The organism is Micromonospora sp. NPDC001898 (genome assembly GCF_042891255.1).
In the GTDB taxonomy this organism is placed as follows: domain Bacteria; phylum Actinomycetota; class Actinomycetes; order Mycobacteriales; family Micromonosporaceae; genus Micromonospora.
The window spans coordinates 375,612-401,476 of record NZ_JBIATC010000006.1 but is presented as its reverse complement, the minus strand read 5'-3'; the positions used below and the strand labels follow the sequence as shown (position 1 = coordinate 401,476).

29 protein-coding genes and 1 riboswitch are annotated in these 25,865 nt (G+C 73.3%); of the genes, 9 read left to right on the top strand and 20 right to left on the bottom strand.

Features of this window, described 5'->3' with window-relative positions:
- Nucleotides 1-44: 44 nt before the first annotated feature.
- Both ACFYZF_RS17380 and ACFYZF_RS17375 read right to left on the bottom strand, forming a co-directional pair.
- Entirely contained in the window at nucleotides 45-1,043 is a 999-nt protein-coding gene (locus ACFYZF_RS17380; protein ID WP_387021419.1) for an ABC transporter substrate-binding protein, read from the bottom strand.
- A 182-nt stretch (nucleotides 1,044-1,225) separates the two neighbouring features.
- Complete coding sequence (locus tag ACFYZF_RS17375) at nucleotides 1,226-1,702, bottom strand: hypothetical protein (RefSeq protein ID WP_387021417.1); 477 nt, start codon at nucleotides 1,700-1,702, stop codon at nucleotides 1,226-1,228.
- Nucleotides 1,703-1,810: 108 nt separating this feature from the next.
- Here ACFYZF_RS17375 and ACFYZF_RS17370 point away from each other — a divergent pair, with 108 nt between their 5' ends.
- Nucleotides 1,811-2,980, top strand: coding sequence for a serine hydrolase domain-containing protein (locus ACFYZF_RS17370; RefSeq protein ID WP_387021414.1), 1,170 nt, complete (start codon nucleotides 1,811-1,813; stop codon nucleotides 2,978-2,980).
- 78 nt (nucleotides 2,981-3,058) lie between these two features.
- On the opposite strand, the gene ACFYZF_RS17365 is transcribed toward ACFYZF_RS17370, so the two are convergent.
- The 3 genes from ACFYZF_RS17365 to ACFYZF_RS17355 all read right to left on the bottom strand — a co-directional run bounded on the left by ACFYZF_RS17365 (nucleotide 3,059) and on the right by ACFYZF_RS17355 (nucleotide 5,132).
- The gene (locus ACFYZF_RS17365; RefSeq protein WP_387021411.1) at nucleotides 3,059-3,754 is read right to left on the bottom strand and encodes a pentapeptide repeat-containing protein; all 696 of its coding nucleotides are present in this window, start codon (nucleotides 3,752-3,754) and stop codon (nucleotides 3,059-3,061) included.
- Nucleotides 3,755-3,763: 9 nt separating this feature from the next.
- Nucleotides 3,764-4,636: a riboflavin kinase gene (locus ACFYZF_RS17360; protein WP_387021409.1), complete on the bottom strand. Its 873-nt coding sequence runs from the start codon at nucleotides 4,634-4,636 to the stop codon at nucleotides 3,764-3,766.
- 160 nt (nucleotides 4,637-4,796) lie between these two features.
- Nucleotides 4,797-5,132, bottom strand: a complete 336-nt coding sequence (locus ACFYZF_RS17355; protein ID WP_387021406.1) for a YnfA family protein — start codon at nucleotides 5,130-5,132, stop codon at nucleotides 4,797-4,799.
- Nucleotides 5,133-5,305: 173 nt separating this feature from the next.
- Here ACFYZF_RS17355 and ACFYZF_RS17350 point away from each other — a divergent pair, with 173 nt between their 5' ends.
- Together ACFYZF_RS17350 and ACFYZF_RS17345 are read left to right on the top strand one after the other, a co-directional pair.
- Complete coding sequence (locus ACFYZF_RS17350) at nucleotides 5,306-6,205, top strand: SDR family oxidoreductase (protein WP_387021405.1); 900 nt, start codon at nucleotides 5,306-5,308, stop codon at nucleotides 6,203-6,205.
- A 58-nt stretch (nucleotides 6,206-6,263) separates the two neighbouring features.
- On the top strand, nucleotides 6,264-6,713 hold the full coding sequence (locus tag ACFYZF_RS17345) for an ATP-binding protein (protein ID WP_387021402.1): 450 nt from the start codon (nucleotides 6,264-6,266) through the stop codon (nucleotides 6,711-6,713).
- Nucleotides 6,714-6,733: 20 nt separating this feature from the next.
- On the opposite strand, the gene ACFYZF_RS17340 is transcribed toward ACFYZF_RS17345, so the two are convergent.
- A complete protein-coding gene (locus ACFYZF_RS17340) occupies nucleotides 6,734-7,108 on the bottom strand; it encodes an STAS domain-containing protein (protein ID WP_387021400.1) in 375 nt (124 codons plus the stop codon).
- A 374-nt stretch (nucleotides 7,109-7,482) separates the two neighbouring features.
- Between ACFYZF_RS17340 and ACFYZF_RS17335 the strand changes: the two genes are divergently transcribed.
- Nucleotides 7,483-8,739 (top strand): DUF2786 domain-containing protein, encoded by a 1,257-nt coding sequence (locus ACFYZF_RS17335; RefSeq protein WP_387021397.1) that lies wholly within the window; start codon nucleotides 7,483-7,485, stop codon nucleotides 8,737-8,739.
- Between the two features lie 88 nt (nucleotides 8,740-8,827).
- Here ACFYZF_RS17335 and ACFYZF_RS17330 read toward each other — a convergent pair whose 3' ends face one another.
- The 4 genes from ACFYZF_RS17330 to ACFYZF_RS17315 all read right to left on the bottom strand — a co-directional run bounded on the left by ACFYZF_RS17330 (nucleotide 8,828) and on the right by ACFYZF_RS17315 (nucleotide 12,660).
- The gene (locus ACFYZF_RS17330; RefSeq protein ID WP_387021395.1) at nucleotides 8,828-9,001 is read right to left on the bottom strand and encodes a CsbD family protein; all 174 of its coding nucleotides are present in this window, start codon (nucleotides 8,999-9,001) and stop codon (nucleotides 8,828-8,830) included.
- 126 nt (nucleotides 9,002-9,127) lie between these two features.
- Entirely contained in the window at nucleotides 9,128-11,383 is a 2,256-nt protein-coding gene (locus tag ACFYZF_RS17325; protein WP_387021392.1) for a heavy metal translocating P-type ATPase, read from the bottom strand.
- Nucleotide 11,384: 1 nt separating this feature from the next.
- On the bottom strand, nucleotides 11,385-12,422 hold the full coding sequence (locus ACFYZF_RS17320; RefSeq protein ID WP_387021389.1) for a hypothetical protein: 1,038 nt from the start codon (nucleotides 12,420-12,422) through the stop codon (nucleotides 11,385-11,387).
- A 28-nt stretch (nucleotides 12,423-12,450) separates the two neighbouring features.
- A complete protein-coding gene (locus ACFYZF_RS17315; RefSeq protein ID WP_387021386.1) occupies nucleotides 12,451-12,660 on the bottom strand; it encodes a heavy-metal-associated domain-containing protein in 210 nt (69 codons plus the stop codon).
- 149 nt (nucleotides 12,661-12,809) lie between these two features.
- Between ACFYZF_RS17315 and ACFYZF_RS17310 the strand changes: the two genes are divergently transcribed.
- Nucleotides 12,810-13,112, top strand: coding sequence for a metal-sensitive transcriptional regulator (locus tag ACFYZF_RS17310; protein ID WP_387021383.1), 303 nt, complete (start codon nucleotides 12,810-12,812; stop codon nucleotides 13,110-13,112).
- Nucleotides 13,113-13,257: 145 nt separating this feature from the next.
- Here ACFYZF_RS17310 and ACFYZF_RS17305 read toward each other — a convergent pair whose 3' ends face one another.
- Both ACFYZF_RS17305 and ACFYZF_RS17300 read right to left on the bottom strand, forming a co-directional pair.
- Entirely contained in the window at nucleotides 13,258-13,887 is a 630-nt protein-coding gene (locus ACFYZF_RS17305; RefSeq protein WP_387021382.1) for a DUF305 domain-containing protein, read from the bottom strand.
- Nucleotides 13,888-13,978: 91 nt separating this feature from the next.
- Nucleotides 13,979-14,623 carry a hypothetical protein gene (locus tag ACFYZF_RS17300; RefSeq protein WP_387021379.1) on the bottom strand — a complete coding sequence of 215 codons (645 nt, stop codon included), beginning with the start codon at nucleotides 14,621-14,623 and terminating at the stop codon, nucleotides 13,979-13,981.
- A 451-nt stretch (nucleotides 14,624-15,074) separates the two neighbouring features.
- Here ACFYZF_RS17300 and ACFYZF_RS17295 point away from each other — a divergent pair, with 451 nt between their 5' ends.
- Nucleotides 15,075-16,478 carry a YibE/F family protein gene (locus ACFYZF_RS17295; RefSeq protein ID WP_387021377.1) on the top strand — a complete coding sequence of 468 codons (1,404 nt, stop codon included), beginning with the start codon at nucleotides 15,075-15,077 and terminating at the stop codon, nucleotides 16,476-16,478.
- A gap of 166 nt (nucleotides 16,479-16,644) precedes the next feature.
- A riboswitch (cyclic di-AMP (ydaO/yuaA leader) is annotated at nucleotides 16,645-16,776 on the top strand.
- A 3-nt stretch (nucleotides 16,777-16,779) separates the two neighbouring features.
- On the top strand, nucleotides 16,780-17,802 hold the full coding sequence (locus ACFYZF_RS17290) for a coiled-coil domain-containing protein (RefSeq protein WP_387021374.1): 1,023 nt from the start codon (nucleotides 16,780-16,782) through the stop codon (nucleotides 17,800-17,802).
- A 78-nt stretch (nucleotides 17,803-17,880) separates the two neighbouring features.
- Here ACFYZF_RS17290 and ACFYZF_RS17285 read toward each other — a convergent pair whose 3' ends face one another.
- Nucleotides 17,881-18,669, bottom strand: coding sequence for a carbonic anhydrase (locus ACFYZF_RS17285; RefSeq protein WP_387021592.1), 789 nt, complete (start codon nucleotides 18,667-18,669; stop codon nucleotides 17,881-17,883).
- Between the two features lie 236 nt (nucleotides 18,670-18,905).
- On the opposite strand from ACFYZF_RS17285, the gene ACFYZF_RS17280 reads away from it, so the two are divergent.
- Both ACFYZF_RS17280 and mycP read left to right on the top strand, forming a co-directional pair.
- Nucleotides 18,906-19,244, top strand: coding sequence for a helix-turn-helix transcriptional regulator (locus ACFYZF_RS17280; RefSeq protein ID WP_387021371.1), 339 nt, complete (start codon nucleotides 18,906-18,908; stop codon nucleotides 19,242-19,244).
- A gap of 53 nt (nucleotides 19,245-19,297) precedes the next feature.
- Nucleotides 19,298-20,536 carry a type VII secretion-associated serine protease mycosin gene (mycP, locus tag ACFYZF_RS17275; RefSeq protein ID WP_387021369.1) on the top strand — a complete coding sequence of 413 codons (1,239 nt, stop codon included), beginning with the start codon at nucleotides 19,298-19,300 and terminating at the stop codon, nucleotides 20,534-20,536.
- Nucleotides 20,537-20,603: 67 nt separating this feature from the next.
- Here mycP and ACFYZF_RS17270 read toward each other — a convergent pair whose 3' ends face one another.
- The 7 genes from ACFYZF_RS17270 to ACFYZF_RS17240 all read right to left on the bottom strand — a co-directional run bounded on the left by ACFYZF_RS17270 (nucleotide 20,604) and on the right by ACFYZF_RS17240 (nucleotide 25,844).
- The gene (locus tag ACFYZF_RS17270; RefSeq protein WP_387021366.1) at nucleotides 20,604-21,926 is read right to left on the bottom strand and encodes a WXG100 family type VII secretion target; all 1,323 of its coding nucleotides are present in this window, start codon (nucleotides 21,924-21,926) and stop codon (nucleotides 20,604-20,606) included.
- 17 nt (nucleotides 21,927-21,943) lie between these two features.
- Nucleotides 21,944-22,486 (bottom strand): hypothetical protein, encoded by a 543-nt coding sequence (locus ACFYZF_RS17265; RefSeq protein ID WP_387021363.1) that lies wholly within the window; start codon nucleotides 22,484-22,486, stop codon nucleotides 21,944-21,946.
- Nucleotides 22,487-22,523: 37 nt separating this feature from the next.
- On the bottom strand, nucleotides 22,524-23,915 hold the full coding sequence (locus tag ACFYZF_RS17260) for a S8 family serine peptidase (protein WP_387021360.1): 1,392 nt from the start codon (nucleotides 23,913-23,915) through the stop codon (nucleotides 22,524-22,526).
- An 84-nt stretch (nucleotides 23,916-23,999) separates the two neighbouring features.
- The gene (locus ACFYZF_RS17255) at nucleotides 24,000-24,278 is read right to left on the bottom strand and encodes a WXG100 family type VII secretion target (RefSeq protein WP_387021357.1); all 279 of its coding nucleotides are present in this window, start codon (nucleotides 24,276-24,278) and stop codon (nucleotides 24,000-24,002) included.
- 28 nt (nucleotides 24,279-24,306) lie between these two features.
- Nucleotides 24,307-24,615 carry a WXG100 family type VII secretion target gene (locus ACFYZF_RS17250; protein ID WP_387021354.1) on the bottom strand — a complete coding sequence of 103 codons (309 nt, stop codon included), beginning with the start codon at nucleotides 24,613-24,615 and terminating at the stop codon, nucleotides 24,307-24,309.
- 218 nt (nucleotides 24,616-24,833) lie between these two features.
- Nucleotides 24,834-25,103: a hypothetical protein gene (locus tag ACFYZF_RS17245; RefSeq protein WP_387021351.1), complete on the bottom strand. Its 270-nt coding sequence runs from the start codon at nucleotides 25,101-25,103 to the stop codon at nucleotides 24,834-24,836.
- 15 nt (nucleotides 25,104-25,118) lie between these two features.
- The gene (locus tag ACFYZF_RS17240) at nucleotides 25,119-25,844 is read right to left on the bottom strand and encodes a hypothetical protein (protein WP_387021348.1); all 726 of its coding nucleotides are present in this window, start codon (nucleotides 25,842-25,844) and stop codon (nucleotides 25,119-25,121) included.
- Between the last annotated feature and the right edge of the window lie 21 nt (nucleotides 25,845-25,865).

The window sequence follows — 25,865 nt, the reverse complement described above, 5'->3', positions numbered from 1 at the left end:
TGCGCGCGGCAAACGGACCGCGCGCACCGCCGTCGAAGAGGAAGTTACGGCTTTGCGATGTCGTAGACGCCGAGGTCGTCGGCGCTCGGCGTCGACTTGAGGGTGCCGGTGCCGGCGAACAACTTGATCATCGCCTCCACCCGCGCCCGGTCGAGCTTCCCGGCCTGTCCGCCGTCGACCAGGACGTACGGCCGCATCTCGGTGAGTTCGGCGGCGGCGACCTTCTCGTCGGCCGTCCGGTCGTGCTTCTTGAGCAGCTGGGCGGCTTCCTCGGGGTGTTCCACCGCGTAGACCAGGCCCTTGACCAGCGCCGCCGTGAACTTCTCGACCTGTGCGCGGTCGCTGTCCAGCTTCGTGGCGGAGGCCAGCAGGCCGTTGCCGTACAGGTCGGGCAGCTTGTCCGCGTACGGCAGCATGGTGACGGTCTTGCCGCCGGCCGCCTTCTCCAGCAGCGGCTTACCGGCGGCGAACTGGCCGATCGCGTCCACCGAGCCGGCGGCGAGCAGCTGCGGCAGCGACTGCGGCGAGGACGGGACGAACTTCACCGACTTCGGGTCGATGCCGGCCGCCTTGGCGTACGCCGGGAAGATGATCATGTTGGTGGAGCCGGAGCTGTCCGCGATGCTGGAACCGGGCAGCTTCTCCGGCGAGTCGATCGCCTTGTCCAGCGAGGCGATGCCGGCCATCGACTTCTGGTGGATGGCGGCTACCGCGCGCACCGGCATCTTCTCTTTGGCCATCGTGGTGATGACCCCGGAGAGGTCGCCGGTGCCGTAGTCGGCCTGTCCCGACCCGATCAGCTTCATGACGTCGACGGTGCCGGTGCCGGGCTTGATCGTGACGTTGAGCCCGGCCTCCTTGAAGTAGCCCTTCTCCAGGGCGACGTAGGCGTACGAGTCCCGACCGAACGTCCCGAAGGAGGTCAGGTAGGTGACGGAGGCGGCATCGGGGGAATCGGTCTTCTCCGAACCACCACAGCCGGAGACGGTGAGTGCGAGAGTCGCCGCGGCGACTGCCGCGACGAGACGGTTACGACCTGACATGTGACCTCCTGCGTGGACGGGATTTATCAAATGTCAAACTTCCCGGCCCGTCAAGCCCCTGTTTCGATAACGCTGCCCTGCCCGCCACCCTGCCCGACCTGCGGAAGGGCGAGCTACCGGCCGAGCGGCGGCCCCCGGATCACCCCGCGGCGACCAGACCGCGGCGTCCCAGGGGTGGCCCGTCAGGCAGGCGGCTTGGGGGTTACGACGTTGCGGAACCGCTCGTGCGCCGACTGCCGGCTGATGCCGAGCGCGTTGCCGATCTCGGCCCAGGAGAGCCCGGCCTCCCGGGCCGCCAGCACGGCACGTTCGATCAGCGGCCGTTGCCAGCGTTCCACCTCGGCGAGGATGCCGAGCGCCTGCAACGGCCAGGCAGTGGCCAGTTCGGCCACGTTGTCCCGGAGGGTGTCGGAGCGGCCCAGCAGCCAGCCGGGCGGAGTGGCGGCCAGGATCGGCCTGACGTGTCCGCCCCACTCGGAGGTGGCCATCCAGCGCCCCTCTTCGGCGGCCGGATAGTCGCTGGCGCCGACCCAACCGCAACCGCACCGGGCCCGGTAGCCGATGGTGCCGACCGGCGCTGCGGCGTCGGTGCTCAGCGTCCCGTCCGGCAACCGGAACCCGATCAGGTTCGCGTGCCCTGGAACCGTTGCCTCCGCCATCCAGCAAGCATATGTGCGTCAGGGTTTCCTGACGAATCATGTCAGGGTATCTTGACGCAGTTGCCCCGGCTGGTCGACGCCCGGGCCCGACGCTCCGAGGGGAGAACCATGTCCGTGGTCAGCGGCACGGTGGTGCAGGGTTACGAGCCGGTCCGGGAGGCGTTCCTGTCGAACTTCGAGACGCGGTCCGAGATCGGCGCGGCTCTCAGCGTCTACCGGCACGGCCGGGAGGTGGTCCGACTGTGGGGCGGGGTCGCCGATCCCAGCACCGGCCGCGCCTGGCGGGAGGACACCCTCCAGGTGGTCTACTCGACCACCAAGAGCGTGCCCGCCGCCTGCGCCCACCTGCTGGCCCAGCGGGGGCAGCTCGACCTGGCAGCCCCGGTCGCCGAATACTGGCCGGAGTTCGCGGCGGCCGGCAAGGGCGGCATCCCGGTCCGCTGGCTGCTGTCCCACCAGGCGGGGCTGCCCGTACTCGACCGTCCGATTCCCCGGGCGCAGGCGCTGGCCTGGGAGCCGATGGTCGCGGCGCTGGCCGCCCAGGCACCCGTCTGGGAGCCGGGCACGGCGCACGGCTACCACTCGCTGACCTACGGCTGGCTGGTCGGCGAGGTGGTACGCCGGGTCTCCGGCCGCAGCCTGGGCACGTACTTCGCGGACGAGATCGGCAAGCCGCTCGGCCTGGACCTCTGGATCGGCCTGCCCGCCTCGGAGGCGTACCGGGTCAGCCGGCTCGTCGAGCAGCCGGTGGAGCAGCCCAGCACTGCGACACCCGAGGCGCTGCGAGAGATGCTCGCCCGGTACACCGATCCGACCTCGCTGGTGGTCCGGTCGGCCGCGGTGACCGACCCGCCGCTCGACCTCTCCGATCCGGAGACCTGGACGGCCGAGATCCCCTCGGTCAACGGCATCTGCACGGCGTCGTCACTGGCCCGTTTCTACGCCGGCCTGATCGGCGAGGTCGACGGGTTCCGGATCCTCGACGCGGCCACCCTCGCCACCGCCACCGCCGAACAGGCCAGCGGTGTCGACCGGGTGCTGATGGTTCCGACCCGGCCCGCGCTCGGCTTCGGTCTACCCCTGCCCGACCAGCCCTGGTGGTCGCCGACCGCCTTCGGCTTCCCCGGCCACGGCGGCTCGCTCGGCTACGCCGATCCGGCCAGCGGCATCGCCTTCGGGTACGTGATGAACGGCCTGCGCGTCACGATGACCCCGGACCCCCGAACGACCAGCCTGATCGAGGCGGTCCGGGCGGTCGTGTCCCGGCAACCGGCCTGACCACCGCCGCCCACGCCGGCCCCTGACCACCGGCCGCCCCGATCCGCGTGGACGCCGAAAGCCCGGGTCCGGCCGGGCTCACTCGCCGTCGGCGTCCTCGATGCGGATCCCCAACGCCCCCGCCAGGGTGTACGACAGGGCGGCGAGGTCCTGCTGGGCCACGATCGCCCCGGCCATGCTCGTCACGCCGCCGACCCCGGCCAGGACGCAGTTGGCGAACCGGGTGCCCTCCAACGTCGCCTGGGAGAACTGCGCACCGCTCAGGTCGCAGTCGGTGAACCGGGCCCCGCGCAGGTCCGCGTTCTGGAAGTCCGCCCGGGTCAGGTTGCACCCCTCGAACGCCACACTGGTGAAAGTCGTGAACCGCCACGACGACAGGTCCAGCCGGCAGTCCGAGACCGTCACGTCCCGCACCGCGCCGTTGATCCACTGCACGCCGGTCATCCGCGCCGTCGACAGCCGCACCCGCAGCAGCGACGACTTCTCCGCCCGCAGGTTCGCCAGGTTCGTGCTCTCGAACAGGCAGTCGGTGAACCTCGCTCCCTCCAGCCCGGCCCCGCTCAGATCCGTGCCCCTGAACCGGCACTGCGCGAACTCGACCCCGTCCGCCGACCGTCCCGACAGGTCGAGATCGAAGAATCCCAGCCGGCGGAACGTGGCCTCGTCCTCGACGACGGCGCCCTCGACGGTGGCCAGTTCCAGCGACGCCGGTGGCTTCGGCTTCACCGGCGCCCGCCACCGACCAGCACCACCACGCGACGATCGCACCACCATGCCCGCAGGCTAGCCGAGACGCCGGGATCCCTGCGCAGCACGCAACACCGATCGAACATTCTCGACGTCCCGGTGCATGGTGGCGATCAGCTCCTCGATCGAGTCGAAGCGTTCGGGGACGCGTACCCGCTCGACGAAGTCGGTTGTCACCGGCTGGCCGTAGAGGTTGGCGGAAGCGTCGAGCACGTAAGGCTCCACGGTGCGCCTGCGGCCCGCAAAAGTGGGGTTCCGGCCGATCGAGATCGCGGCGGGATAGCGGACACCCCCGACCATGTCCCCGTCGGACCAACTCCTGTCCACCACCGTGAACCAACCCGCGTAAATGCCGTCGCCGGGCACCACCGAATGCTCGGCGAGGGCGAGGTTCGCGGTGGGAAAGCCGAGGCCACTCCCCCTGCCCTCGCCGTGCACCACCACCCCCGCCACCCGGTGCGGGCAGCCCACCGTCTCCGCCGCCGCGGCCACGTCACCCGCCAGCAGGCGTTCCCTGACGTACGCCGCGGACAGCCGGTCCGGCTGCCGTTGCCCGGGCGAATCGACGGCGTGCACGGCCACGCCGGTACGCCGGCCCAGCGCCGCCAGGTCGCCCCCACCGCCGGCCACGGCCGCCGGGTCGAGCACCAGCGCCACCGCCGGCAACTTCGCCACGAGGGTGGCGACCGCCGACTCGTCCCAGCCACCGCCTGCCGGCGCGACGGCGAGCGGCTGCACACAGATCGCGTCGACGCCGAGGCCCGCGAGCAGTCGCCCGTCGTCCTCGACGGCAGCCTCGGCCGGCGAAGGCACCAGGAGCAGCAGCACGCAGGCCACCCCGAGTCGACGGGCCTCCGCAACGCCGCTCCACACCAGCCGGTCGCCTCCGGGCTGCGCTCCGTCGCTCACGGCAAGGACGCATGGGCCCACATCGGAAGGTACGTCTGAGACGCCTCGCCAGATACGCACCGCGCAACCCTACCGGCCTGGCGGGGCGACCCCACCGAGCTCGGCGAACCCGCGATCACCCATCGTCACCTGCCCGGCCGGCCCGGGGCGGTGGAGCCGGTCAGGCACCGCGCGGGGCGTACATGATGACGGCGACGCCGAGCAGGCAGATGGCCGCGCCGGCCAGGTCCCACCGGTCGGGGCGGAACCCGTCGACGAGCATGCCCCAGGCGAGCGAGCCGGCCACGAACACCCCACCGTAGGCGGCCAGGATGCGGCCGAAGTTCGGGTCGGGTTGGAAGGTGGCCACGAAGCCGTAGGCGCCGAGGGCTATCACGCCGGCGGCGACCCACCACATGCCGCGGTGTTCGCGCCAGCCCTGCCACACCAGCCACGCGCCGCCGATCTCGGCGAGCGCGGCGAGGGCGAACAACAGCAACGAACGGAGCACGGTCACCTGCCGGACCGTACCCCAGCCGCCCCCGCCGGCCCCGCACCGTGACTCCCGGTGCCGCCCGGCGGGGCCGGACAGTGACCCAGCAGGCGCTTCACGGCCCGGATCTGGTTGGGCGGGCCTGGTAGGGGAATCACTAACCAGTACCGCGCACCAACGGCGAGAAGGATGGGATCGTGAGCCACGACCAGCACGACCGGCAGGACCCCCAGGCGCAGTTCCGCACCCCGGACGAGCAGACCGGCGGACGGCAGTCCGCCCCCGGGAAGACCTGGAAGATGCCCGACCCCCCCGACCACGGCGAGAAGAGTTACCGGGGCACCGGCCGGCTGACCGGGAGGCGGGCCGTCGTCACCGGCGGCGACTCCGGCATCGGCCGGGCCGTCGCCCTCGCCTTCGCCCGCGAGGGCGCGGACGTGCTGATCACCTACCTGCCCGAGGAGGAGGCCGACGCCGAGGAGACGGCCCGGCTGGTACGCGACGCCGGTCGCACGGTGGTGACCGTGGCGGGCGACATCCGCGAGGAGGCGCACTGCCGGGAGATCGTCCGGCGGGCCGTCGACGAGCTCGGCGGCCTGGACATCCTGGTGAACAACGCCGCCCACCAGATGTCGCAGGCCGGCGGCATCACCGACATCAGCACCGAGCAGTTCGACCGGGTGCTCAAGACGAACCTGTACGCGATGTTCTGGCTCTGCAAGGCGGCGGTGCCGCACCTGGCACCCGGAGCGACGATCATCAACACGGCGTCGATCCAGGCGTACCAGCCCTCTCCCGACCTGCTGGACTACGCCACCACGAAGGCCGGCATCGTCAACTTCACCAAGGGGCTGGCGCAGAACCTGGCGGACAAGGGCATCCGGGTCAACTGTGTGGCGCCCGGCCCGGTCTGGACCCCGCTGATCCCGGCGACCATGCCCCCGGAGAAGGTCGAGTCGTTCGGCGCGGACGTGCCGCTGGGTCGGGCGGGCCAGCCGGCCGAGCTGGCCCCGGCGTACGTCTTCTTCGCCTCCCAGGAGTCCAGCTATGTCACGGGCGAGGTGCTCGGGGTGACCGGTGGCAAGCCACTGGCGTGACCGGCGGTGGACCGCCGGACGCCGTGTGAGCGGCAGGCCCTGCGGGTAAACCGGGATGATGGGATTGCTGCATACGTCGCCGCCACCACCCCGCGCCACGGAACTGCACTGCTGGACCCTGTCCACCGGAGCGGAGCTGCGCGGCCTCCGTGCGTCCCTGCACGAGGCGTTCACCGGGCACGCCATCGCCGAGGGCGAGGAGCTCGACGGCATCCCCGAGCGGGTCGTACTGGTCGCCACGGAGCTGGCCACCAACGCCCTGCTGCACGGGCTGCCGCCGACCACGGTCCGGTTGCTGCGGGACGAGGACGTGTTCATCCTCGACGTCACCGACCACGACCTGACCACCGTGCCCGAGCTGGCCGACACCTGCCCGCTGGGCGCCGGCGGACGGGGCCTCCAGCTCGCTCGGGCCTTCTCCCTGGATGTCGGCTGGTACGCCACGGAGGACGCGAAGCACATCTGGGCGTCCTTCCCGCGCGGGGAGGCTCAGGACGACGGACGGTGAACGAGCTCGCGGCCCGGCCGTCAGCGGGCCGGGGACGTGGTGTCCAAGCCAAGCGTGGCCAGCACGCCGGTGATCTCCAGAACCCGGCGCACCGTGGGCTGGACGTCGGCGACCGTGAGCCGGCAGCCCTGCCCGGCGGCGCGGGCATGGGTGCGCAGCAGGACCAGGATGCCGGACGAATCCAGGAACCGGACCCCGCCGAAATCGACCTCCAGCGCGCTCAGCGGCGGGCCGTCCAGGACGCCGGTCAGGGCCGCCGCCAGCTCACCGGAGGTGGCCAGGTCGACCTCGCCGGTCACGGCGAGCAGCCCCCGGTTATCGATGACCGCGAGCGGGGTGATCGACAGGTGGCTGGACGTCGACCATGGCACGGGCATCGGCCTGGCGGGGCTCAACGAACCACTCCCCCTGATCGGTGACCGGCAGCGGTCCCTCGGAGCAGAAGGCGGGTACCGGCTCGTTCGCCCCAGGGTAGCCGTAACCCGGATCAATCGCACCCTCCGGGGCTGCGCCCAGCCGGGGCGGCACGGGCCGCCACACCGGCCGGAAGGGCGACGAACAGGCCTTCGGCTCTGCCCCGCAGCCTTCGCCGGCACGGGCGGCGACGGGCGGCGCGGCGAACGACCCCGCAGGATCTCCGGGCCGGACGTGGCGGCGCTCACGCCCGGCCCGGCACGGCCCGGCGGTACGGTTTCCCGGCGGACCGGCACCCGGCCCGCCCCGCGAGCCGCCGGCCGAACACCGGGGACCAGTACCGACGGAGGACACCGTGCCGGACGCCGACGAGCTGGTCGCCGACGCCCTCGCGGCGGCGCGCGGCACTGACGTACGCGCGGCGGAACGGCAGCTCGACCGGCTGGTGGTCGGCGCAGGCGTCGCGGACGGCCCGGCGGCGGTGGACGCCGCTTTGGTGGCCCGCCTGGTGCGCGGCGTGGGCCGGCTCTGGTCCCGGGGCTGGCAGCCGGCGGACCTGGCCCGCATCGCGGCCCGCCGACTCGGCCCGCCTGCCGGGCGGCTGGTGGTCGACCTGACCGCCGCCCAGCGCCGGGACCTGGCCGGCACGGTCCCCGGCTGGTGGGACGACCAGCTCGCCGGCCTCGACGCGGCCGTGTGGTGGGACGAGGACCGCCGCTACCTGACGTCCTGGGCGGCCCGGGAGGGCACCGACCGGATCGCCGCCCTGCGCGACGCGGTGGACGTGCTGGCGTTGGTCGAGGGGCTACCCCCGATCGCGGTGCTCCGCCCGCCGCCCGGCACCACCGCCCTGGCGGCGGCCGTCCCTGCCGGTGGCAGCGGGTCGCGGATGCTCGACCGGGTGCGGGCCCTGCTGGCCAAGGCCGAGTCGACCACCTTCCCGGCGGAGGCGGAGGCGCTGACCGGCAAGGCGCAGGAGCTGATGACCCGGCACAGCCTCGACGTCGCCCTGGTCGCCGCGACCGCCGAGCGAACCGACGTGCCCGGCGGCGTACGGCTCGGCACGGAGCCGCCGTACCCGGGGGCGAAGGCGCTGCTGGTGCAGGAGGTGGCGGCGGCGAACCGGTGCGAGTCGGTCTGGTCCGACGACCTGGAATTCGCCACCGTGCTCGGCTTCCCGGCCGACCTGGCCGCCGTCGAGCTGATCTACACGTCGCTGCTGGTGCAGGCCACCGCCGCGATGCTGCGCGGCCGGACCGAGCGCCGGTCGGCGGGCGGCAGCCGGCGGACGAAGGCGTACGACGAGTCGTTCCTCAACGCGTTCGCGCTGCGGATCGGCGAACGGCTGCGCTCCGCCACCGACGAGGCGAGCCGGGAGGCGGCCCTGGAGCAGGGGGCCGACCGGTTGCTGCCGGTGCTCGCGGCCCGCACGGAGGCGGTGCGGGAACGGCTGGACGACCTCTTCCCGGGGGTCACCAGCAAACGGCTCACGGTCGCCGACGAGGAGGGCTGGTCCTCCGGCACCTCGGCCGCCGACCGGGCGTCGCTGGACCCGGCCGGCCGGTCGGCCCGGCCGCCCCGGCCGCTGCGCGGCGGTCGACCGGCCCGCTGACCAAGGGCGGCGGCCCGGCGCTGACGGGCCACCGACACGCAGAGCGCCGGGCCGGCGAGAGCCGGCCCGGCGCGGTAAGAGCTGGTTCTCAGCTCTTGAAGGCATCCTTGATCTTCTCGCCGGCCTGCTTGAGCTTGGCCTTGGACTGGTCGTTGCGGCCCTCGGCCTCAAGGCGCTCGTCGTCGGTGGCCCGCCCGGCGCCTTCCTTCAGCTTGCCGGCGGCGTCCTCGGACTTGTTGGCGATCTTGTCATCCATGCCCATGATCTACCTCCAGTTGGTGCCGTTTTGTCGGTACTGCGACGTCATGGAGGTACCCCGCCACCCGGCTGCCCAATCCTCGCCCGCGGAGACGGCGGTCACCCGCCATGATCGCTGGGACGGGCGAGGTCAGGCCGCCGGCCGGAAGCGGCGCAGGCGGAGGCTGTTGGCCACCACGAAGACCGAGGAGAAGGCCATCGCGGCCCCGGCGATCATGGGGTTGAGCAGGCCGGCGGCGGCCAGCGGCAGGGCGGCCACGTTGTAGGCGAAGGCCCAGAACAGGTTGCCCTTGATGATCGCCAGCGTGCGGCGGGACAGCCGGATGGCGTCCACGGCGGCGGTCAGGTCGCCCCGGACCAGTGTCAGGTCGCTCGCCTCGATCGCCACGTCGGTGCCGGTGCCCATGGCCAGGCCCAGGTCGGCCTGGGCCAGGGCTGCGGCGTCGTTGATCCCGTCGCCGATCATGGCCACGGTCCGGCCCTCGGCCTGGAACCGCTTCACCACCTCCACCTTGTCGGCGGGCAGCACCTCGGCGGTCACCTCGGCGATGCCGACCTCGGCGGCCACCGCCTTCGCCACCGTGGCGTTGTCGCCGGTGAGCAGCACCGGGGTCAGGCCGAGGGCACGCAGCCCGGCGACCGCCGCCGCGCTGGTCGGCTTGACCACGTCGGCGACCGCGAGCACGCCCCGGGCATGCCCGTCCCAGCCGGCCAGCACGGCCGTCCGGCCGGCGGCCTCCGCGCCGGTCACCGCCCGTTCGACCTCCTCCGGTACGTCGAGTCCGCGCTCCCGCAGCAGCCGCATCCGGCCGACGGTCACCTCGCGGCCCTCGACTGTCCCGGTGACGCCGAGCCCCTCGACGTTGGCGAAACCGGTGACCGGGGCGAGCGGCCCCGCGTCGGCGGCCCCGGCGGCGACGGCCCGGGCGATCGGGTGCTCGCTGGCCGCCTCCAGCGCCCCGGCCAGCCGCAACAGCTCGGCGGCGTCCCCGCCCTCGGTGGGGAGCACGTCGACCAGGGTCATCCGCCCGGTGGTGACGGTGCCGGTCTTGTCCAGCACCACGGTGTCCACCTGCCGGGTGGACTCCAGCACCTCCGGGCCCTTGATCAGGATGCCGAGTTGGGCGCCCCGCCCGGTGCCGACCAGCAGCGCCGTCGGCGTGGCCAGGCCGAGGGCGCACGGGCAGGCGATGATCAGCACCGCCACGGCTGCGGTGAACGCGGCGGTGGGGCCGGCCCCGGAGCCCAGCCACCAGCCCAGTGTGCCGGCGGCCAGCGCGATCACGATCGGGACGAACACCCCGGAGATCCGGTCGGCCAGCCGCTGCACGGCCGCCTTGCCGGTCTGGGCCTGCTCGACCAGCCTCGCCATCTGGGCGAGCTGGGTGTCGCCGCCGATCCGGGTCGCGGTGACCACCAGCCGGCCGCCGGCGTTCACGGTCGCCCCGATCACGGTGTCGCCGGGGCCGACCTCGACCGGGACGGACTCGCCGGTGAGCATGCTCGCGTCGACGGCCGACGTGCCGTCCTCGACCACCCCGTCGGTGGCGATCTTCTCGCCTGGGCGGACCACGAACCGGTCCCCCACCGCGAGCTGGTCCACCGGGACGCGGGTCTCCACCCCGCCGCGCAGCACGGCGACGTCCTTGACGCCCAGCTCCAGCAGGGCGCGGAGCGCCGCCCCGGCGGTCCGCTTGGACCGGGCCTCGAAGTACCGGCCGGCGAGGAGGAACGCGGTCACCCCGGCGGCGGCCTCCAGGTAGATGTTGCCGGCGCCGTCGGTGCGGGTGATGTCGAGCCGGAACGGGTGGGTCATGCCGGGCATCCCGGCGTCGCCGAGGAACAGCGCCCACAGCGACCAGCCGAACGCGGCCAGGGTGCCCAGCGAGACCAGGGTGTCCATGGTCGCCGCGCCGTGCCGCAGGTTGACGAGCGCGGCCCGGTGGAAGGGCAGGCCGCCGTAGACCACGACCGGGGCGGCCAGGGTCAGCGACAGCCACTGCCAGTAGTCGAACTGCCAGGCCGGGACCATGGCGAGCACGATCACCGGCACGGCCAGCGCGACCGACACCCACAGCCGGGTACGCAGCCCGCGCAGCTCGTCGACCGGCTCGGCGGCGGGCTCCGCGCCGGCCCGGGCGGGCGGGGGTGGCACGACGGCCGTGTAGCCGGTCTTCTGCACCGTGGCGATCAGGTCGTCCGGGCTGATGTCGTCGGCGTACGAGACGCTGGCCTTCTCTGTGGCGTAGTTGACCGTGGCGGTCACGCCGTCCATCCGGTTGAGCTTCTTCTCGATCCGGGCGGCGCAGGACGCGCAGGTCATCCCGCCGATCGCCAGTTCGATCCGGTTCGCTGCGACCTGCAACGGCCGCGTGGGCGAGGTCATCTCAGCCCTCCTGTGAGTCGTGCCCGTGCCCGGGGACCCCGTGCCCGGCACCGACGCTCGGGGTGCCGGTGGCGGTCGGGGCGGTGGCGGTCGGGCTGGTGGTGGCGGCCGGCGTGCTCGTCGCCGTGCCGCCGGGCACGCCGGGGGCACCCACAACGACCGTGAACTCGGCCGTGTGCACCGCCTCGCCGTGCCGGAAGTCGAGGTAGAGCCGGTACGCACCGGCCGAGGGGAACTCCGCGGAGAACGTCACCGCCGGCCCGGCCGGGGTCCGCCCGTCCCCGGGCGCGCCCTCGGGATGCACGTGCAGGTACGCCAGGTCCCCCTGGCGCAGCGCCACCAGGTGCCCGTACGCGCCGAGGTAGGGCTGCAGGTCGGTGACGGGCGTGCCGTCCCGGCTCACGGTCAGGGTCAGCTCGGTGGCGCGGCCCGGCTGCGGCGAGCCGGCCAGGGTGACGGTGTAGCCGTCGGCCGTGGCGCTGCTCGCCGGGGCGGGCAGCGGCCGGGTGTCGACCGGGCCGGGCACCGTGACGTCGACGCCGAGGGTCAGCGCCGGGCCACCGGTGGGGGTGAAGTCCGCGAACGCGCGCCAGACGCCCGGGCCGCCGAGCGGGGAGGCAACACGCCAGGTGCCGTCCGGAGCCAGCTCCGGGTGGACGTGCCGGAAGCCGGAGAGGTCCCGCCGCGCGACGATCAGGTGCATCCGCTTGTCGTGCGCGACGTCGTAACGGGTGACGGGTGCGCCGTCGGCGCCGGTGATCCGGAAGGCGAACTCGCCGGCCGGCGCGGCCACTGGGGCCAGGGTCCAGCCCCGGTCGGAGACGAGCAGCCCGCCGGGCAGGTGGGCTGCGGCGTCGTCGGTGGAGGAGCGCGCGTCGCCGGAGGGCTGCGCGGCGCTGCCGTGGGCGGGGTCACCGGCGTCGTGGCGGGTTTCGGCGGCCGGGGCGACGGGGCCGGCCACCCGGCCGACCCCGTACGCCGCGCCGAACACCGCCGCGAGGCCGAGGGCGAAACCGCTCAGCTTCGTCGCCGTGTTCATCGGGTACCTCGGTTCTGTGCGGGCGGCGTCACGCGCCGACGAGGTCGTAACCGGCCTCGTCGACGGCGGCGCGCACGGTGTCGGTGTCCAGCGGGCCCTCGCTGGTGACGGTGACCCGGCCGGCGACCAGTTCCACCTGGACGTCGCTGACGCCCTCGATCGCGCCGATCTCGGTGCTGACCGAGGTGGCGCAGTGCCCGCAGGTCATCCCCTGCACCTGGTATGTCGTGGTGATCATCGCGATTCCCCTCTCCTGGCCCACCATACCCCCGGGGGGTAATCGTGAGGCGGACCACAGCCATCTCCGGCCATCCCGATACCCGTGGGGGGTATCGCTGCCGCAAAGAACCGTAGCATACCCCCTGGGGGTAGGTTATCCTCGATGCCATGACCGCACCGACGCCCACCCCGACCCGGGGGTACACCGCCAGCAAGGACCAGTTGCTCGCGCGGCTCCGCCGCGTGGAGGGCCAGGTCCGCGGCATCGAGAAGATGGTCGACGAGGACCGCTACTGCATCGACGTGCTCACCCAGATCTCCGCGATCCAGGCCGCCCTCGAAAAGGTCGCCCTCGGCCTGCTCGACGGGCACGCCCGGCACTGCATGCACGAGGGCGCGGCCGAGGGCCGGGCCGACGAGATGGCCACCGAGATGATGGCCGCCGTCGGCCGCCTCATGAAGCGCGGCTGACCGCGCCCGCCGCCGCCCGCGCCGCCCGTTCCCGTTTTCCGCCGCGGGGCCCGACCCAGTCCCGTGGCCAGGACCGGCCTTTGGCTCGCCGCCCGGGACCGGGGGCGGGCCGGAGAGACCCGCCCCCATCACAAGGCCCCCGGCTTCAGAGCCTGGCGAGGATCTTGTTCATGGCGTCGATCTCGCCCTGCTGGGCGGTGACGATCCCCTGGGCCATCGCCTTGGCCTCGGCGTGCGTGCCCTTCGCCAGCTCCTCCTTCGCCATGGTGATCGCACCCTCATGGTGGGCGATCATCATGGTCAGGAACTGCCGGTCGAACTCCGGGCCGGTCGCGCCCGCCAGCCTGGTCATGTCCGCGTCGGACATCATTCCGGGCATGCCGTGGTCCATCCCCGGCATCCCGTGCCCGGGCCCGTCCGACGGGACGGGACGGCCCCACCCGGTGAGCCAGCCCGTCATGGTCGCGATCTCCGGCCCCTGGGCACCCTTGATCTGAACGGCGAGGCGCTTGACCTCGGCGTCGGCGGCCCGGGAGCCGGCCAACTCGGCCATCTCCACCGCCTGCCGATGGTGCGGGATCATCATCTGGGCGAACATCACGTCGGCGTCGCCGAACGTGGCCGACCCGCTCGCCGGTGCGCCGCTGGTCGCGGCGGGCGGCGTGTCGTGGCCGGAGGAGGTGTGGTCGGCGGAGCCGCAGGCGCTCAGGGCCAGGGCTGCGATGAGCGCCCCGCCGGCCAGGGCGGCGCGGCGCGCGATCGTACGAGTGGTCACGGTCTGGATCCTTCGATGTCGAGTGCGTACGCGGGCAGGACGGGGACACGGGTCGCCGGCAGCAGGGGCCGGGCGCCCGCGTCGAGGCGTCCTACGTACGCGACACCGAGATCTCGGCCAGCCACAGGCCGATCGGCCGGGGCGGTGGGGCGCGCGGACCGGCGGGCGGCCCGGCGTGCCGACGGGCGGACGGGCCGACCGACCGCACCCCGCTGAGCAGGAGCACGGCCACGAACAGCGCCACCGCGAGCGCGCCGAGCACCGCCAGGCAGATGCTCCAGCCGGGCGGGCCGGCACCGGGATCGCCGGCGGGCACCAGCCGCGCGGACGGGCACCCCGCCACCGGACACCCCCCGGGCAACACCCGCATCGCGCCCACCCGCGTCACGCCGGCGCGGAGCACGGCGCCCGCCCCAGCGTCGACAACGGGAAGGGCAGCGCCGGTCGCGCCGGCCGGATGGAAGGCAGCGCCGGCCGCGTGGAGGGCCGCGCCGATGGCCACCGGAAGGGCAGCGCCCGTCATGGCGGTCATGGCGGAAGCGCCGCCCGTCGTGGTGGCGCGGTAGGAGGCGGCCGGGTGTGCGTCGGGAGACCCGGCCCGGTCGTGACCGCCGTGGCCACCGCCGCCGTGCGCGCCGTGGCCGAGAGTGTGCATCGCGGCCAGCCCGACCAGGGTGCAGATCATCAGCGTGAGCCGGGCCCACCGCCCGGCAGTCAGCACCGTCGCCGTCCGCACCCGGTCCACGCTAGCCGGTCCGGCCGAACGCCCGGGCCGAACACGCCACGAGCGGTCGCACCGCCGCCCACCGGTCCCGGCCGGTGCGGCTACCGGCCCCCGCACCCGGGCGGGCCGATCGACCCGGAGGTCAGTCGGGACATGTCCGGCGGGCCGATCGGGCACGCGATCTGCGTTCCCCAGGTGGGGATGGCTACCATTTCGGGCGATGGTCGTCCGGATTCCGCACCGACCGCCCGCGCACCCCGCCGCCGGGCGGCACCGACCCGGCGGCCGGTGCCGGGCCGCCGCACCGCCCCGCCCCGCGTTGTCCGTGCGTGACGCCACGGACACCGGGGGAACCTTCTCGCCGGCGAGTCCGACCCGACGGGTCGGGCCGGACGACGGGAACGCTGAACCGCCCGGTCCACCGGGCCGCACCCCGCGCTGACACACCGTTTGGAGACCGTCGATGGGTGCCGACCACACCCGACCGGCCCCGCCCGCCCCTCCCGGGGTACGGCGGGTCCTCGTCGCGACCGTGGTGCCGCTCTTCGTGATCACCGTGATCGCGGCAGTCGCCCTCTGGCCCCGCGACGGGGGCCCGCAGGTCGACGGCAGCCCGGCGGTGCCCCGGTACCACGGCACGGTGACCCGGGTGGTCACCGAGGCGTGCCCGCCGCAGCCGGAGACGCCGGAGGGCGAGGCTGGGCCGGGCGCGCAGGACGGCCCGTGCGGCACGGTCACCGTCCGGGTGGAGCAGGGGCCGGACGCGGGACAGCAGGTCGGGACGCCGGTCCCGACCGGCCCCGGCGCGCCCACCGTCGCCGTCGACGACCGGATCGTCCTGGTCGAACTGACCGACCCGGCCGACCCGTCGACGAGCGCCTACAGCATCGCCGAGCACCAGCGTGGCACCCCGCTGGTGTGGCTGGCGGTGGTGTTCGCGCTGGCGATCGTCGCCTTCGGCCGTTGGCGAGGGCTGGCCGCCCTGGCCGGCCTGGCCGCCAGTTTCGCCATCCTGCTGACGTTCGTGCTGCCCGGGATCGGCGCCGGCGGGTCACCGCTGCTGATCGCCATCGTCGGCTCGGCGTTGATCATGTTCGTGGTGTTGTACCTCACCCACGGGGTGAGCGCGCAGACCTCCGTCGCCGTCCTCGGCACCCTGGGCAGCCTGGTGCTCACCGGCGTCCTCGGCACCCTGGCCGCCGCCGCCACCCACCTCACCGGCCACGGCAGCGAGGACGCCACCACCCTGTCGATGTTCCGGGGCGACGTGGACCTGCACGGCCTGCTGCTGGCCGGCATCATCATCGGCTCGCTCGGGGTGCTCGACGACGTCACGGTCACCCAGGCTGCCACGGTGACCGAGTTGGCGAACGCCAACCCGGGGCTGTCCCGGTTGCAGCTCTACCGGGCGGCCACCCGGGTCGGCCGGGCACACGTCGCGTCCACGGTGAACACCATCGTGCTGGCGTACGCGGGCGCGTCGCTGCCGCTGCTGCTCCTGCTCACCGCCGACTCCCGCCCGGTGACCGAGATCCTGACCACCGAGTTCATGGCGCAGGAGATCGTCCGCAGCGCCGTCGCCACACTGGGCCTGATCGCCGCCGTACCGCTGACGACCGGGCTGGCCGCAGTGGTCACCGCAGCGGGTCGGGCCGCAGCGACCGGGCCCGGCCGGCCGGGCGGCGACGGGGACGTGCCTGCCTCGCGTACCCCCGGCGCAGCCCGGCACCCGGCGGAGCCGGACCTCGCGCTGGAGGCGCTCAGCGGTGGGCGGCCCGACGACCGGTTTCCCGGCGGGCCGGCCCGCCCCACCGATTCCCCGGCCCGGTGGGCCGGCCGAGAAGGGAGCACGGACAGCACATGGTGACACTTCACAGCGCGACCGAGAGTGGTGTCACGGGTGAGAATCGCGTCACTGACTACCGAAAGCAATTGCAAAATAACGCTTTTAGTCGGCATCCGGACGTAGATCCCCACGAGGGCTGTCGGGTAACCTCGCTGCCGGTCACCGCCGAAGGCGCGCAGCGGCGCCTGCGGTGCCGCCGCCCAATCGCCGCGAGGCGAGCCGGGGATCCAGGTACCTGGGGTGAATCCGCGACAGCGGTAGGGGCCACTTCCGCCCCGAACCCGTCAGCTAACCCGGCCGGCGGTCGATGGAAGGGAAAACTGTGACGGCACCCCTGCGCCGCTGGCTGGCACCCGTGGCGGCCGTGTTCGCCGCGCTGGCGATCCTCGCCGGGCCGGCCGCCCCGGCGTTCGCCGCGCCCTCCACCCCCAAACCCTCGGGGCACGAGGAGGACGACGAGCCCAAGCTGATCACCGACGTCATCGAGGCCGCCAACCGGGACTACACCCAGGCCCAGTCGAAGCTCGACAAGTCCAAGAAGCGCCAGCTCCAGCTCGCTCTGGAGGTGAAGCGGGCCGAACAGGAGTTGGACGCGCTCGCCCCGCAGATCAGCGAGATGGCCGCCCAGTCGTACCGGACCGGGCGGATCGGCGCGATGGCGATGCTGCTGGAGAGCGGCGCCCCGGACTCGTTCGTCGAGCGCGCCACCGCCCTCGACCAGCTCAATATGATCAACGCTCGGAAGCTGGGCGAGGTCAACGACGCCAAGAAGCACGCGGAGCAGGCCAAGCTCGCGGTCGACGCCGAGATCCGCGAGCAGCAGAAGCAGACCGCGATCATGGCGAAGAAGCAGCACGACGCCGAGAAATCCCTCGCACTGGTCGGTGGCAAGGGCTTCACCGGCGGCCTGGTCGACGCCACCTCCCCGGTCGCGCGGATGGCGCCGGGCCGGACCGGGGACGGTGAGTGGCGGCCCGAGTCGCGCACCGAGAACGACCCGACCACCTCCGGCACGATCACCCCCCGGACGCTGCACGCGTACAAGGAGACCAAGAGGGCCGGTTTCCACCGGTTCGTCGGCTGCTACCGCCCGGGCGGGCCGTGGGAGCACCCCAAGGGCCGGGCCTGCGACTGGTCGCTACAGAACAGCGGTTTCTCCCCCTGGCACAACAACGACACCCGGATGTACGGCAACAACCTCGCCGCGTTCCTCATCCGCAACGCCGACCGGCTCGGCATCTACTACGTCATCTGGAACCGGCAGATATGGTTCCCGGCGACCGGTTGGAAGTCCTACAGCGGGCCCTCCGACCACACCGACCACGTGCACATGTCGCTGCTCTGACGCCGCCGCCACGCGACCGAGGGCCGTCCCGCACACCCGCGGGGGCGGCCCTCGCCGTGTCGTGGCCCTACGAGCGTCTCAGGCGGCGGCCGGGGCTGCCGGATTGGCCGGCGTGACTCCCGGGGGTGGGGTGGGCGCGTCCTGGGCGGCCGGGGCCGCGGCGGAGGGGACGGCCGGGGCCACGGCGACGGCCGGGGCGAAGCCGGCGGGCACCGCTGCCACCGTCCGCACCCCGCCCGCGCTGAGCCGGTACGACATCCCGACCACCGCGCACCTCCCGGCGGTGACCTCGGCGGCCAGCACGAACGAGTCGGCGAGCATCGCCTCGACGGTCTGCGCGATGTGGATGTCGACGATCCCGTTGATGTCCTCGACCCCGCGCTCGGCGGCCCGGCGAAGACTGGGCACCACGGCGTCCACCACGGCCCGCAGGTGGCCGACGGGCGCGGTTCCGGTGCTGGCCGCCGCCCGGGCCGCCTGCACGGCGCCGCAGGAGTCGTGGCCGAGCACCACCACCAGCGGGGTGCCCAGCACGGTCACCGCGTACTCCACGCTGCCCAGCACCTCGGGGCCGACGGTGTGCCCGGCGGTGCGGACCACGAAGAGGTCGCCCAGCCCTCGGTCGAAGATGATCTCGGCGGCCAGCCGGGAGTCGGAGCAGCCGACGATCACCGCGAACGGGTGCTGGCCGTCGGCGACGGCCGCCCGGTGGCCGGCGTCCTGGTTCGGATGGCGCGGCACCCCGGTGACGAACCGGTGGTTTCCGGCGTGCAACTCCGCGAGGGCCTGGCCCGGAGCGAGCGGGCCGAGATCGCCCGGGAGAGCGGTCGGCGACGGGTCAACCCGCCCCAACCCCACCTGAGTCATCGACATGCTCAGATGATTCATGCCCCACCACCTTGCCCTTCGGCCGCACGACCAGTTCCTCCACCGTCACACGCAGCTAAAGGTACGTCAAGCGTTACGTGATACGCATTTCATACGTTGAGAAGCTCTTGCGCGCGTGCCCGAGGCGGCAGTAGCGGCACCCGCGCCCCGATCCGGGCGGGACCGCAGGGGCAGCCGGCCGCCCAGGGGAGTACGCGGGGCGGCCTCGCCATAGCATGTCGGATATGACGACGACGGCTGGCGCGAACGGGAGCACCCGGAACTGGACGTTCCTCACCAACCACGCGCACGTGCTGCTCGCCATCGCCCGGAACCCGACCGCCCGGCTGCGCGACGTCGCGGACGAGGTGGGCGTCACGGAGCGGGCCGCACAGGCGATCGTGGCGGACCTGGAGGTCGGCGGTTACCTCCGGCGTACCCGGGTGGGCCGGCGCAACGAGTACACGGTCAACCCGAGCGGCCACTTCCGCCACCCGGCCGAGTCGGACCGTCAGGTCGGCGACCTGCTCGCCCTCTTCACCGGGGAGCAGACCGGAGAGGCCGCCGGCTCCTGAGCCGCCAGAGGCCCGTGTCCCCGCCCGGGGCGGCGCGGCGGTACTCTCTGCCGGTGCGCGGGAGCTACCCGGCCAGGGGGATGGCAGTGAACGGGCGTACCGGGCGGGCGCGGTCCGCGCTCCTGTGTGGACTCGCGGCGGCGCTGATCGGCATCGCTGTCCCACCTCCCGTGCCGGCCTCGGCCGCCCCGGCGTGCGGGCCGAGCGGAAACCCCGCACCCACCGAGACCCCCTGGGCACTGTCCCGGTTGGACCCGGCCGCGGCGTGGCGGATCACCCGCGGCGAACGCGTCACCGTGGCGGTCATCGACTCCGGCGTCTCGGCCACCCACCCGCTGCTGCGCGGGCAGGTGCGCCCCGGGCGGGACTTCAACGACCTGCCCTCGCGCGAGGGCCAGTGCGACGAGGCCGGGCACGGCACCATGGTCGCCGGCATCATCGCCGGCCGGGAGGGCACCGGCTCGCCGTTCACCGGCATCGCCCCGGCCGCCCGCATCCTGCCCGTACGCGTGCTGCCCGACACCAAGCGCACCAACGACGAGAACCTGCCGGCGCAGATCGCCCAGGCCATCCGCTGGGCCGTCGACCAGGGTGCCGACGTGATCAACCTGTCGCTGGTCACGCTGCCCCGCCCGGAGCTGGCCGCCGCCGTCGAGTACGCGCTGGACAACAAGGTCGTCGTGGTGGCCGCCGCCGGCAACCGGCAGGAGCAGCAGCAGAACCTGCCCGCGTACCCGGCCGCGTACCCGGGGGTCATCGCCGTCGCCGGGGTCGACGAGCAGGGCGGCCACGTCGGCAGCTCGGTCACCGGCGACTACGTGGACATCGCCGCGCCAGGGCTGAACATCCTCGGCCCGGCGCCCCGGGGGCAGGGGTACCTCGCCGAGCCGCAGGGCGGCACCAGCTTCGCCGCCGCGTACGTCTCCGGCGCAGCCGCGCTGGTCCGCGCCGCGTACCCCGGTCTCGCCCCGGAACAGGTCGCAGCACGGCTCACCCGCACGGCGGACAACCCGCCGGACGGGCACAACGCCCAGGTCGGGTACGGGGTGGTGAACCCGTACCGGGCGGTCACCAGCCTGCTCGGCACGCGCACCGACCCGCCGCCGGGGGCGCTGGCCGCGCCGGACCCGCCCCGGGACCCGCTGGGCTGGCAACGGTCCGTGGCGGTCTGGGCGGCCGTGGTGGGCGCGTTGCTGGCCGGCGTGCTGCTCGCCGCCAAGCCGATCCTGGTCCGGGGCCGGCGACGCGGCTGGCGCCCGGGACGCCGGCCCACCCCCGCCTCGTCCCAATGAGCACGACGGTGCCGGCCGGCACCGAAGCGTGGGCCGGCACCGTCGTGCCCGGACGTGGGCCGAGGGGTCAGCGAAGGATACCGGGGCTGCCGTCGCCGCCCGCGCCCCAGACGTCCTCCTCTTCCTCCAGCCAGGTGTTGCGCGGCTGCTCCTCCTCGGCGTAGCCGGCGCCGCCGTGGCCCGCCCCGACCATGCCGCCCCGGCCGGCCATCGCGCCGCCCGGTCGACCAGCCCCGGCCGCGGCCTTGCCGCCCGCGCCCCGGCCACCGGCGCCGCCCCCCATGCCGGGGGACATCATGCCGCCCATGCCGGCCTTGCCGCCGCCGAGCCGGCCACCCGCGCCCTTTCCGCCCGCGCCGGCCGCCCCGCCGCCCATCATCGGCGGCAGCCCAGGGCTGACCGCCTTGCCGAGCGCACCGCCGCCGGGAACGCCGCCGCCGGACAGGCCCGCGCTGCTGCCACCGCCCAGCCCCGAACCACCCAGCCCGCCGCCCGAACCAAGCCCGGTGGTGGTCGGTGCGCCGGCGCCGGCCAGGCCGGTGCCGTAGCCGTCGTCCAGCCCGCCGGAGCCCGGGTAGTCGGTGTCGGGGAGGTTCCCCGTGCCGGTGTCCGGAGTGGACAGGTCGGGGTGGGCGGTCGACCCGAGGTCCGGGCCGCCGCCGAGCTCCGGCAGCTTGCCGACGTCGGCCGTGGGACCACCGCCGATCCCGCCGGTGCCCGGCATCCCGCCGACCTTCGGCACACCGCCGCCGCCACCGCCGCCGCCCGGGCCACCCCCCAGATCGGGTACGTCCGGCTTGAGATCCGTGCGGGTGCCCCCGGTCACCGAGGTCGGGGCCTCCATCGTCCGGTCCCTGAAGTTGTCGTTCACCTCGTTGTATGCCTTGCGGGCCTCGCCCTCCTGGTCGGAGAACCAGCCGGTCACCCAGTCGCCGAGCTTGCCGAGCTGCTCGACGGGCCAGCTACCCATCAGGTCCGCCTTGACCCGGGTCTCGAAGAGCCCGACCCCAAGGGTGACCTCGCCGTTGCGGGCCGCCATGACGTCACCGACACAGGCCGCCGGAATCGGCATCTTGCTCTGCGCCTGCTCCAGCTGGCTGGCTGCCGTCTCCAGGGTGGTCACGATGCTGACCTTGCCCCGGCCGGGGCTGTCGACGTCTTCGACGATGGTTTTCGCGCTCTTCGCCAACCCCTCGATGTGCGTCTTGAACGACTCGTACGCCGGGCCCTTCCACACCACGCCGATGTCCTTGACGTTCGTCTCAAGGCTCTCCCGGACCTGGTCGAGGTTCTTGATCAGTTCCTTCCAGCCCAGTGCGGCGCTCTGCACGTCGGCCGGTCGGCCCTCGACGAGCACCTCACGGGCCATGTCCTCCCAGCTCTTCCCCACGTCCCGTTACCCCCGGTCTAGCTGCCGCCGCCGCGGGCGGCATCGTTGAAGGCCTGCTGCATCTGCTGGGCCGTCATGGCGTTCGCGCCCTCGGCGGTCTCGTAGTTCTGCTTGACCGTGCGCAGCGCCTCGGCGGCCGTGTAAAGGTTCTCCGAGAGGGTGCGCAGCCCGCTTTCCGTGCTGGTGTACACCTGCTGGTGCTGCTGCGCCAGTTGCTTGGCGTACTGGAAGCCGCCGAGCGGCCCCTTGCCCGCCATGGCCTGGTCGCCGCCGAGCTTCTCCTTGATGTCGACCATGTCGTAGGAGAGCCGGTGGAGGTAGCCGGCGTGCGCCTCCAGCCAGATGATGGCCGAGTCGATGTTGCCGGCGTCCCACTCCGTCTCGACGCCCTTCTCGCCGCTCCCGGCGACCAGCCCGGACGGCGTCTCGGCCTGGTCCACGCCGATCCGGTCGAAGCTCATCCCACGGATGTCGCCCACCCCGGGGAACATCGGGTTGACCGGAATCGGGACGGCGAAATCGACGTTCACCCGGTCCGGATCGTTGCCCTCGTCGCTCATGATGCCCTCCCCTGGCCCCGTGTCTACGGTGTCGGTGTCAACGCGGCTGCGGGTCCGCCGGGGGAGCCCCGGTCTGCCCGCCACCCGGCTGCAGGCCCGGCCGGCCCGCTGGCCCGTACGGATGCGGGCCCTGCTGCCCGAGTGGTCGCGGCTGGTGCGGGTGTTGCTGGTACGGCCGGGGGCCGTGGCCCGGCTGCGTCTGGCCGGGCGGCGGCGGTGGGCCGCCCACCGGGGCCTGCGGTACGCGGCGCCGCGCCGCCCGTCGGTTCACCACGATCAGCACCACGACCACCGCGCCCACGAGGAGCACCGCGAGCAGGCAAAGCCCGAGCTGGATCGGCGCGTTGTCGGCCAGTCCGACGGAGATCGCCGGCCGGTCGTCGCCGTCCTCCCCGTCCGAGGCTGCCGGGGGTGTCGGCGAGGCACCGGTCAGCAGCGGGTTCGCGTCGGCCTTCGGCACCGAGCGGGTCAACACGGCCAGCACGTCGACCGCGCCGAAGCCGTACTCCGGGTCGCGACCTCGGGCGCCCTGGTCCCGCGCGGTGCGGACCAGCCGGTTCACCACGTCGGCGGCATCGAGATCGGGATAGCGGGACCGCACCAGCGCGGCGATCCCGGAGACCACCGCCGTCGCGTCGCTGGTCCCGTCGGTCACGCCGTAGCCGTTCGGCGAGACCGGTGGCGGCACCGGGCCGATGATCCGCTCACCGGGCGCCGTCAGCCCCACCTCGGGGCCGGTGACCGACCCGCTCCAGAGGGACCCGGTCCTCCCGGTGGCACCGACGGCGAGGACGCCGGGAATGTTGGCGGGCAGCGGCACGGCCCGGTCGGTGCGGCGGTTGCCGGCGGCGGCCACCAGCACCGCGCCCTTGCCGAGCGCGTACCGCACCGCCTCGGTGACCTGAGGATCGCTGCCGGTGACGCCGACGGACAGGTTGATCACGTCCGCGCCGTGGTCGGCGGCCCAGCGGATGCCGCCCGCGATGTCCCAGTCGCGCGGCAGGCCGAGGGCGACCGGCAGGATCTTCGCCTCCGGGGCGATGCCCAACTGGTGCATGGACCCGCCGCCCCGCCCGGCGATGATGCCGGCCATCTTGGTGCCGTGGCCGTTCTCGCGGTCCGGGTCGGAACGGCCGTCGGCCGGCACGTCCTTCGAGAGGGAGGTGCCCCGCAGGACCTGGCCCTTCAGATCGGGATGTGCGGCGTGCACCCCGCCGTCGACCACGGCGACCGTGACGCCCTTGCCCTTGGTCAGCTTGTGCGCCTCGGGGATGCGCAGCGTGTCGAGGTACCACTGGAGGCCGCGTACCGTGTCGGCGGCGCGGGCCGGCGCGGGCCCGGCCAGCAGGCCGGCGCCGGCGGCGGTTACCAGCGCCAGCACGGCGGTGGCGGACCGCAGCAGCGGCCGGCGGCGCTTCCCCGTACGCATCGCTCCCCCAGGACCCTCGTCGACCCGTCACGCAGAACGGCTCCGGTCCGGTCGAGCCGGACCGGAGCCGCGCCGGTAACTATCTCAGCTCCAGACCTTGGAGTTGCTCATCTCGGTGGTGACGTAGTTCGCGCGGGCGATGCCGACGGCGCCGCCGATCTCGTTCAGGATCTTGTTGATGTCCCGGACGGCGGTGTCCCACTGCGCCTGGTGCTGCTGGTAGGCGGCGCGGTCCTCGCCCTCCCACTGGAGCTTGGTCAGCATGGACCGCAGCGTGTCGAGCTTCTCGTCGAGAGTCCGCGCGATGGCCGTCATCTGCTGGTTGCTGCTCTCGAGGACAGCGTAGTCAACCTTGATCGTCACGATTTCCTCCTCTGCGCCTGGCTGCCGGTCACGGGTTCAGAGCAGAGTGGAACTTGTCCAGCATCTGCTGCTGCTCTTCGTCGTTGACCTGGTGCGTCGTGCCGGACTTGTCAAGCAGGTCGGCGATGTTGTCCATCGCCGTCAGCAGCAGCCCGGTGTCCTCGTTCCAACGCAGCATGAGCTGCTGGAAGCCTCCGGACGCCTGCCCCTTCCAGGCGATCGCCAGGTCGTCGACCACGCCCAACAGCTTCTTCAGCTCGCCGTCGACCTCGCTGCGCGTGGACCGCACGTCATTCGCCGCGGTATGCAGAGTCGATGCTTCGACCTCGAACGCCATGCTTCACACCCTTCCGTCATCGTTGTGGCGGCGGAACTCTGCCGCGCCTTCCCCCGCGGCAAGGCAACCAGCCAACCCCACCGACGGACACTCTGGATGAGACGGTAACCGATTCCGTCCAGCCCGCGCAGCCCTGCCTCCTACCGTCGCTCCCGGACAGGTGAGGACCACGGCGTGTGCCGGTGCGGACCATGCGGCGGACGCGGAACCAGCCGGCCTCAGGACGGCCGGGTGTACGACTTCACGTGCATCACCACGCCGACCACCAACAGCACCACCAGCAGCACCACGCCCGCCCAGAGCACCGGCTTCTCCAACGCCCGGTCCAGCACCACCGGGATCAGCGCGGCGACGCCCGTGATGAGCACCGCCTCGCTGGCCCGTTTGGCCCAGGTCACCCGGGCAAGTTGGGCGACCAGGGCCAGCCCGAGGAAGACCGGGATGGTCACCAGGCAGTACACGAAGAGCCCCAGGACCACTCTGGCCATGTCGCCGCCTCTCGGTCACTCGTAGAACTTGGAGTCCTGCACCCAGTCGATCTTGATGTCCTTGATGTCGGGATCCGAGCCGGTGGGCGCCCAACCCGGGCGGGAGTCCGACACGAAGGCGAACCGGTTGTTGCTCTGGAACCCGGCCATGACGGCGGTGAACATCGAGCTGATGTCCCCGAAGATCAGCGCGAGGATGGCCACGCTCACCGTCATCCCGGCCACCCCGATCGCCTCGGCGATGGGCGCGGTGGGCGGGAACGCCTGGAGGGCGACCGACGCGATCACCGCGATCAGGATCGGGATGAGCGCCTCGACCAGCGCGTCCACGGCGTCGTTGAAGGCGTCCCGGGCGGAGGTGAGGGTGTCCTTGTTGGCGCTGAACGCCTCGGCCAGCGAGTTGATCTCCGCCCCGAGCTTCCGGAGGAAGAGCTCGAAAGCGTCCCGGTCGTCGAAGTCCCACTCGCTCTCGGACGGTGGCACCTGATCCAGCGCAGCGCCGAACTGGTCCCCGCCGAGCAGGCGCGCGGCGTCGCCCCACTCCTTGATGGACTTGTTGACCTCGTCGTTGTCGAACGTCTCAAGGTAGGCGATCATCACCCCCAGGACGCCGGCGCCGACCAGCCACACCCAGTTGGCCCGGGCCGCGGGGAGCAGCCCCCGCACCGGCGCCGTCGTGGTGGCGACCGTGTGCGTGCCGGTCACCGCTCCGGACGCGTTGGCGATCAGGAGCTCCGCCATCAGTTGTTCCCCCCGTCATGC

What these genes read in the sequence shown, in the direction of transcription:
- ACFYZF_RS17320 (WP_387021389.1), bottom strand. Translation starts at nt 12,422, where the DNA reads ATGAACACGGCGACGAAGCTGAGCGGTTTCGCCCTCGGCCTCGCGGCG.
- ACFYZF_RS17325 (WP_387021392.1), bottom strand. Translation starts at nt 11,383, where the DNA reads ATGACCTCGCCCACGCGGCCGTTGCAGGTCGCAGCGAACCGGATCGAA.
- ACFYZF_RS17330 (WP_387021395.1), bottom strand. Translation starts at nt 9,001, where the DNA reads ATGGGCATGGATGACAAGATCGCCAACAAGTCCGAGGACGCCGCCGGC.
- ACFYZF_RS17280 (WP_387021371.1), top strand. Translation starts at nt 18,906, where the DNA reads ATGTCGGATATGACGACGACGGCTGGCGCGAACGGGAGCACCCGGAAC.
- ACFYZF_RS17295 (WP_387021377.1), top strand. Translation starts at nt 15,075, where the DNA reads ATGGGTGCCGACCACACCCGACCGGCCCCGCCCGCCCCTCCCGGGGTA.
- ACFYZF_RS17380 (WP_387021419.1), bottom strand. Translation starts at nt 1,043, where the DNA reads ATGTCAGGTCGTAACCGTCTCGTCGCGGCAGTCGCCGCGGCGACTCTC.
- ACFYZF_RS17245 (WP_387021351.1), bottom strand. Translation starts at nt 25,103, where the DNA reads ATGGCCAGAGTGGTCCTGGGGCTCTTCGTGTACTGCCTGGTGACCATC.
- ACFYZF_RS17365 (WP_387021411.1), bottom strand. Translation starts at nt 3,754, where the DNA reads ATGGTGGTGCGATCGTCGCGTGGTGGTGCTGGTCGGTGGCGGGCGCCG.
- ACFYZF_RS17260 (WP_387021360.1), bottom strand. Translation starts at nt 23,915, where the DNA reads ATGCGTACGGGGAAGCGCCGCCGGCCGCTGCTGCGGTCCGCCACCGCC.
- ACFYZF_RS17370 (WP_387021414.1), top strand. Translation starts at nt 1,811, where the DNA reads ATGTCCGTGGTCAGCGGCACGGTGGTGCAGGGTTACGAGCCGGTCCGG.
- ACFYZF_RS17315 (WP_387021386.1), bottom strand. Translation starts at nt 12,660, where the DNA reads ATGATCACCACGACATACCAGGTGCAGGGGATGACCTGCGGGCACTGC.
- ACFYZF_RS17240 (WP_387021348.1), bottom strand. Translation starts at nt 25,844, where the DNA reads ATGGCGGAGCTCCTGATCGCCAACGCGTCCGGAGCGGTGACCGGCACG.
- ACFYZF_RS17345 (WP_387021402.1), top strand. Translation starts at nt 6,264, where the DNA reads ATGGGATTGCTGCATACGTCGCCGCCACCACCCCGCGCCACGGAACTG.
- ACFYZF_RS17250 (WP_387021354.1), bottom strand. Translation starts at nt 24,615, where the DNA reads ATGGCGTTCGAGGTCGAAGCATCGACTCTGCATACCGCGGCGAATGAC.
- ACFYZF_RS17375 (WP_387021417.1), bottom strand. Translation starts at nt 1,702, where the DNA reads ATGGCGGAGGCAACGGTTCCAGGGCACGCGAACCTGATCGGGTTCCGG.
- ACFYZF_RS17285 (WP_387021592.1), bottom strand. Translation starts at nt 18,669, where the DNA reads ATGACTCAGGTGGGGTTGGGGCGGGTTGACCCGTCGCCGACCGCTCTC.
- ACFYZF_RS17310 (WP_387021383.1), top strand. Translation starts at nt 12,810, where the DNA reads ATGACCGCACCGACGCCCACCCCGACCCGGGGGTACACCGCCAGCAAG.
- ACFYZF_RS17265 (WP_387021363.1), bottom strand. Translation starts at nt 22,486, where the DNA reads ATGAGCGACGAGGGCAACGATCCGGACCGGGTGAACGTCGATTTCGCC.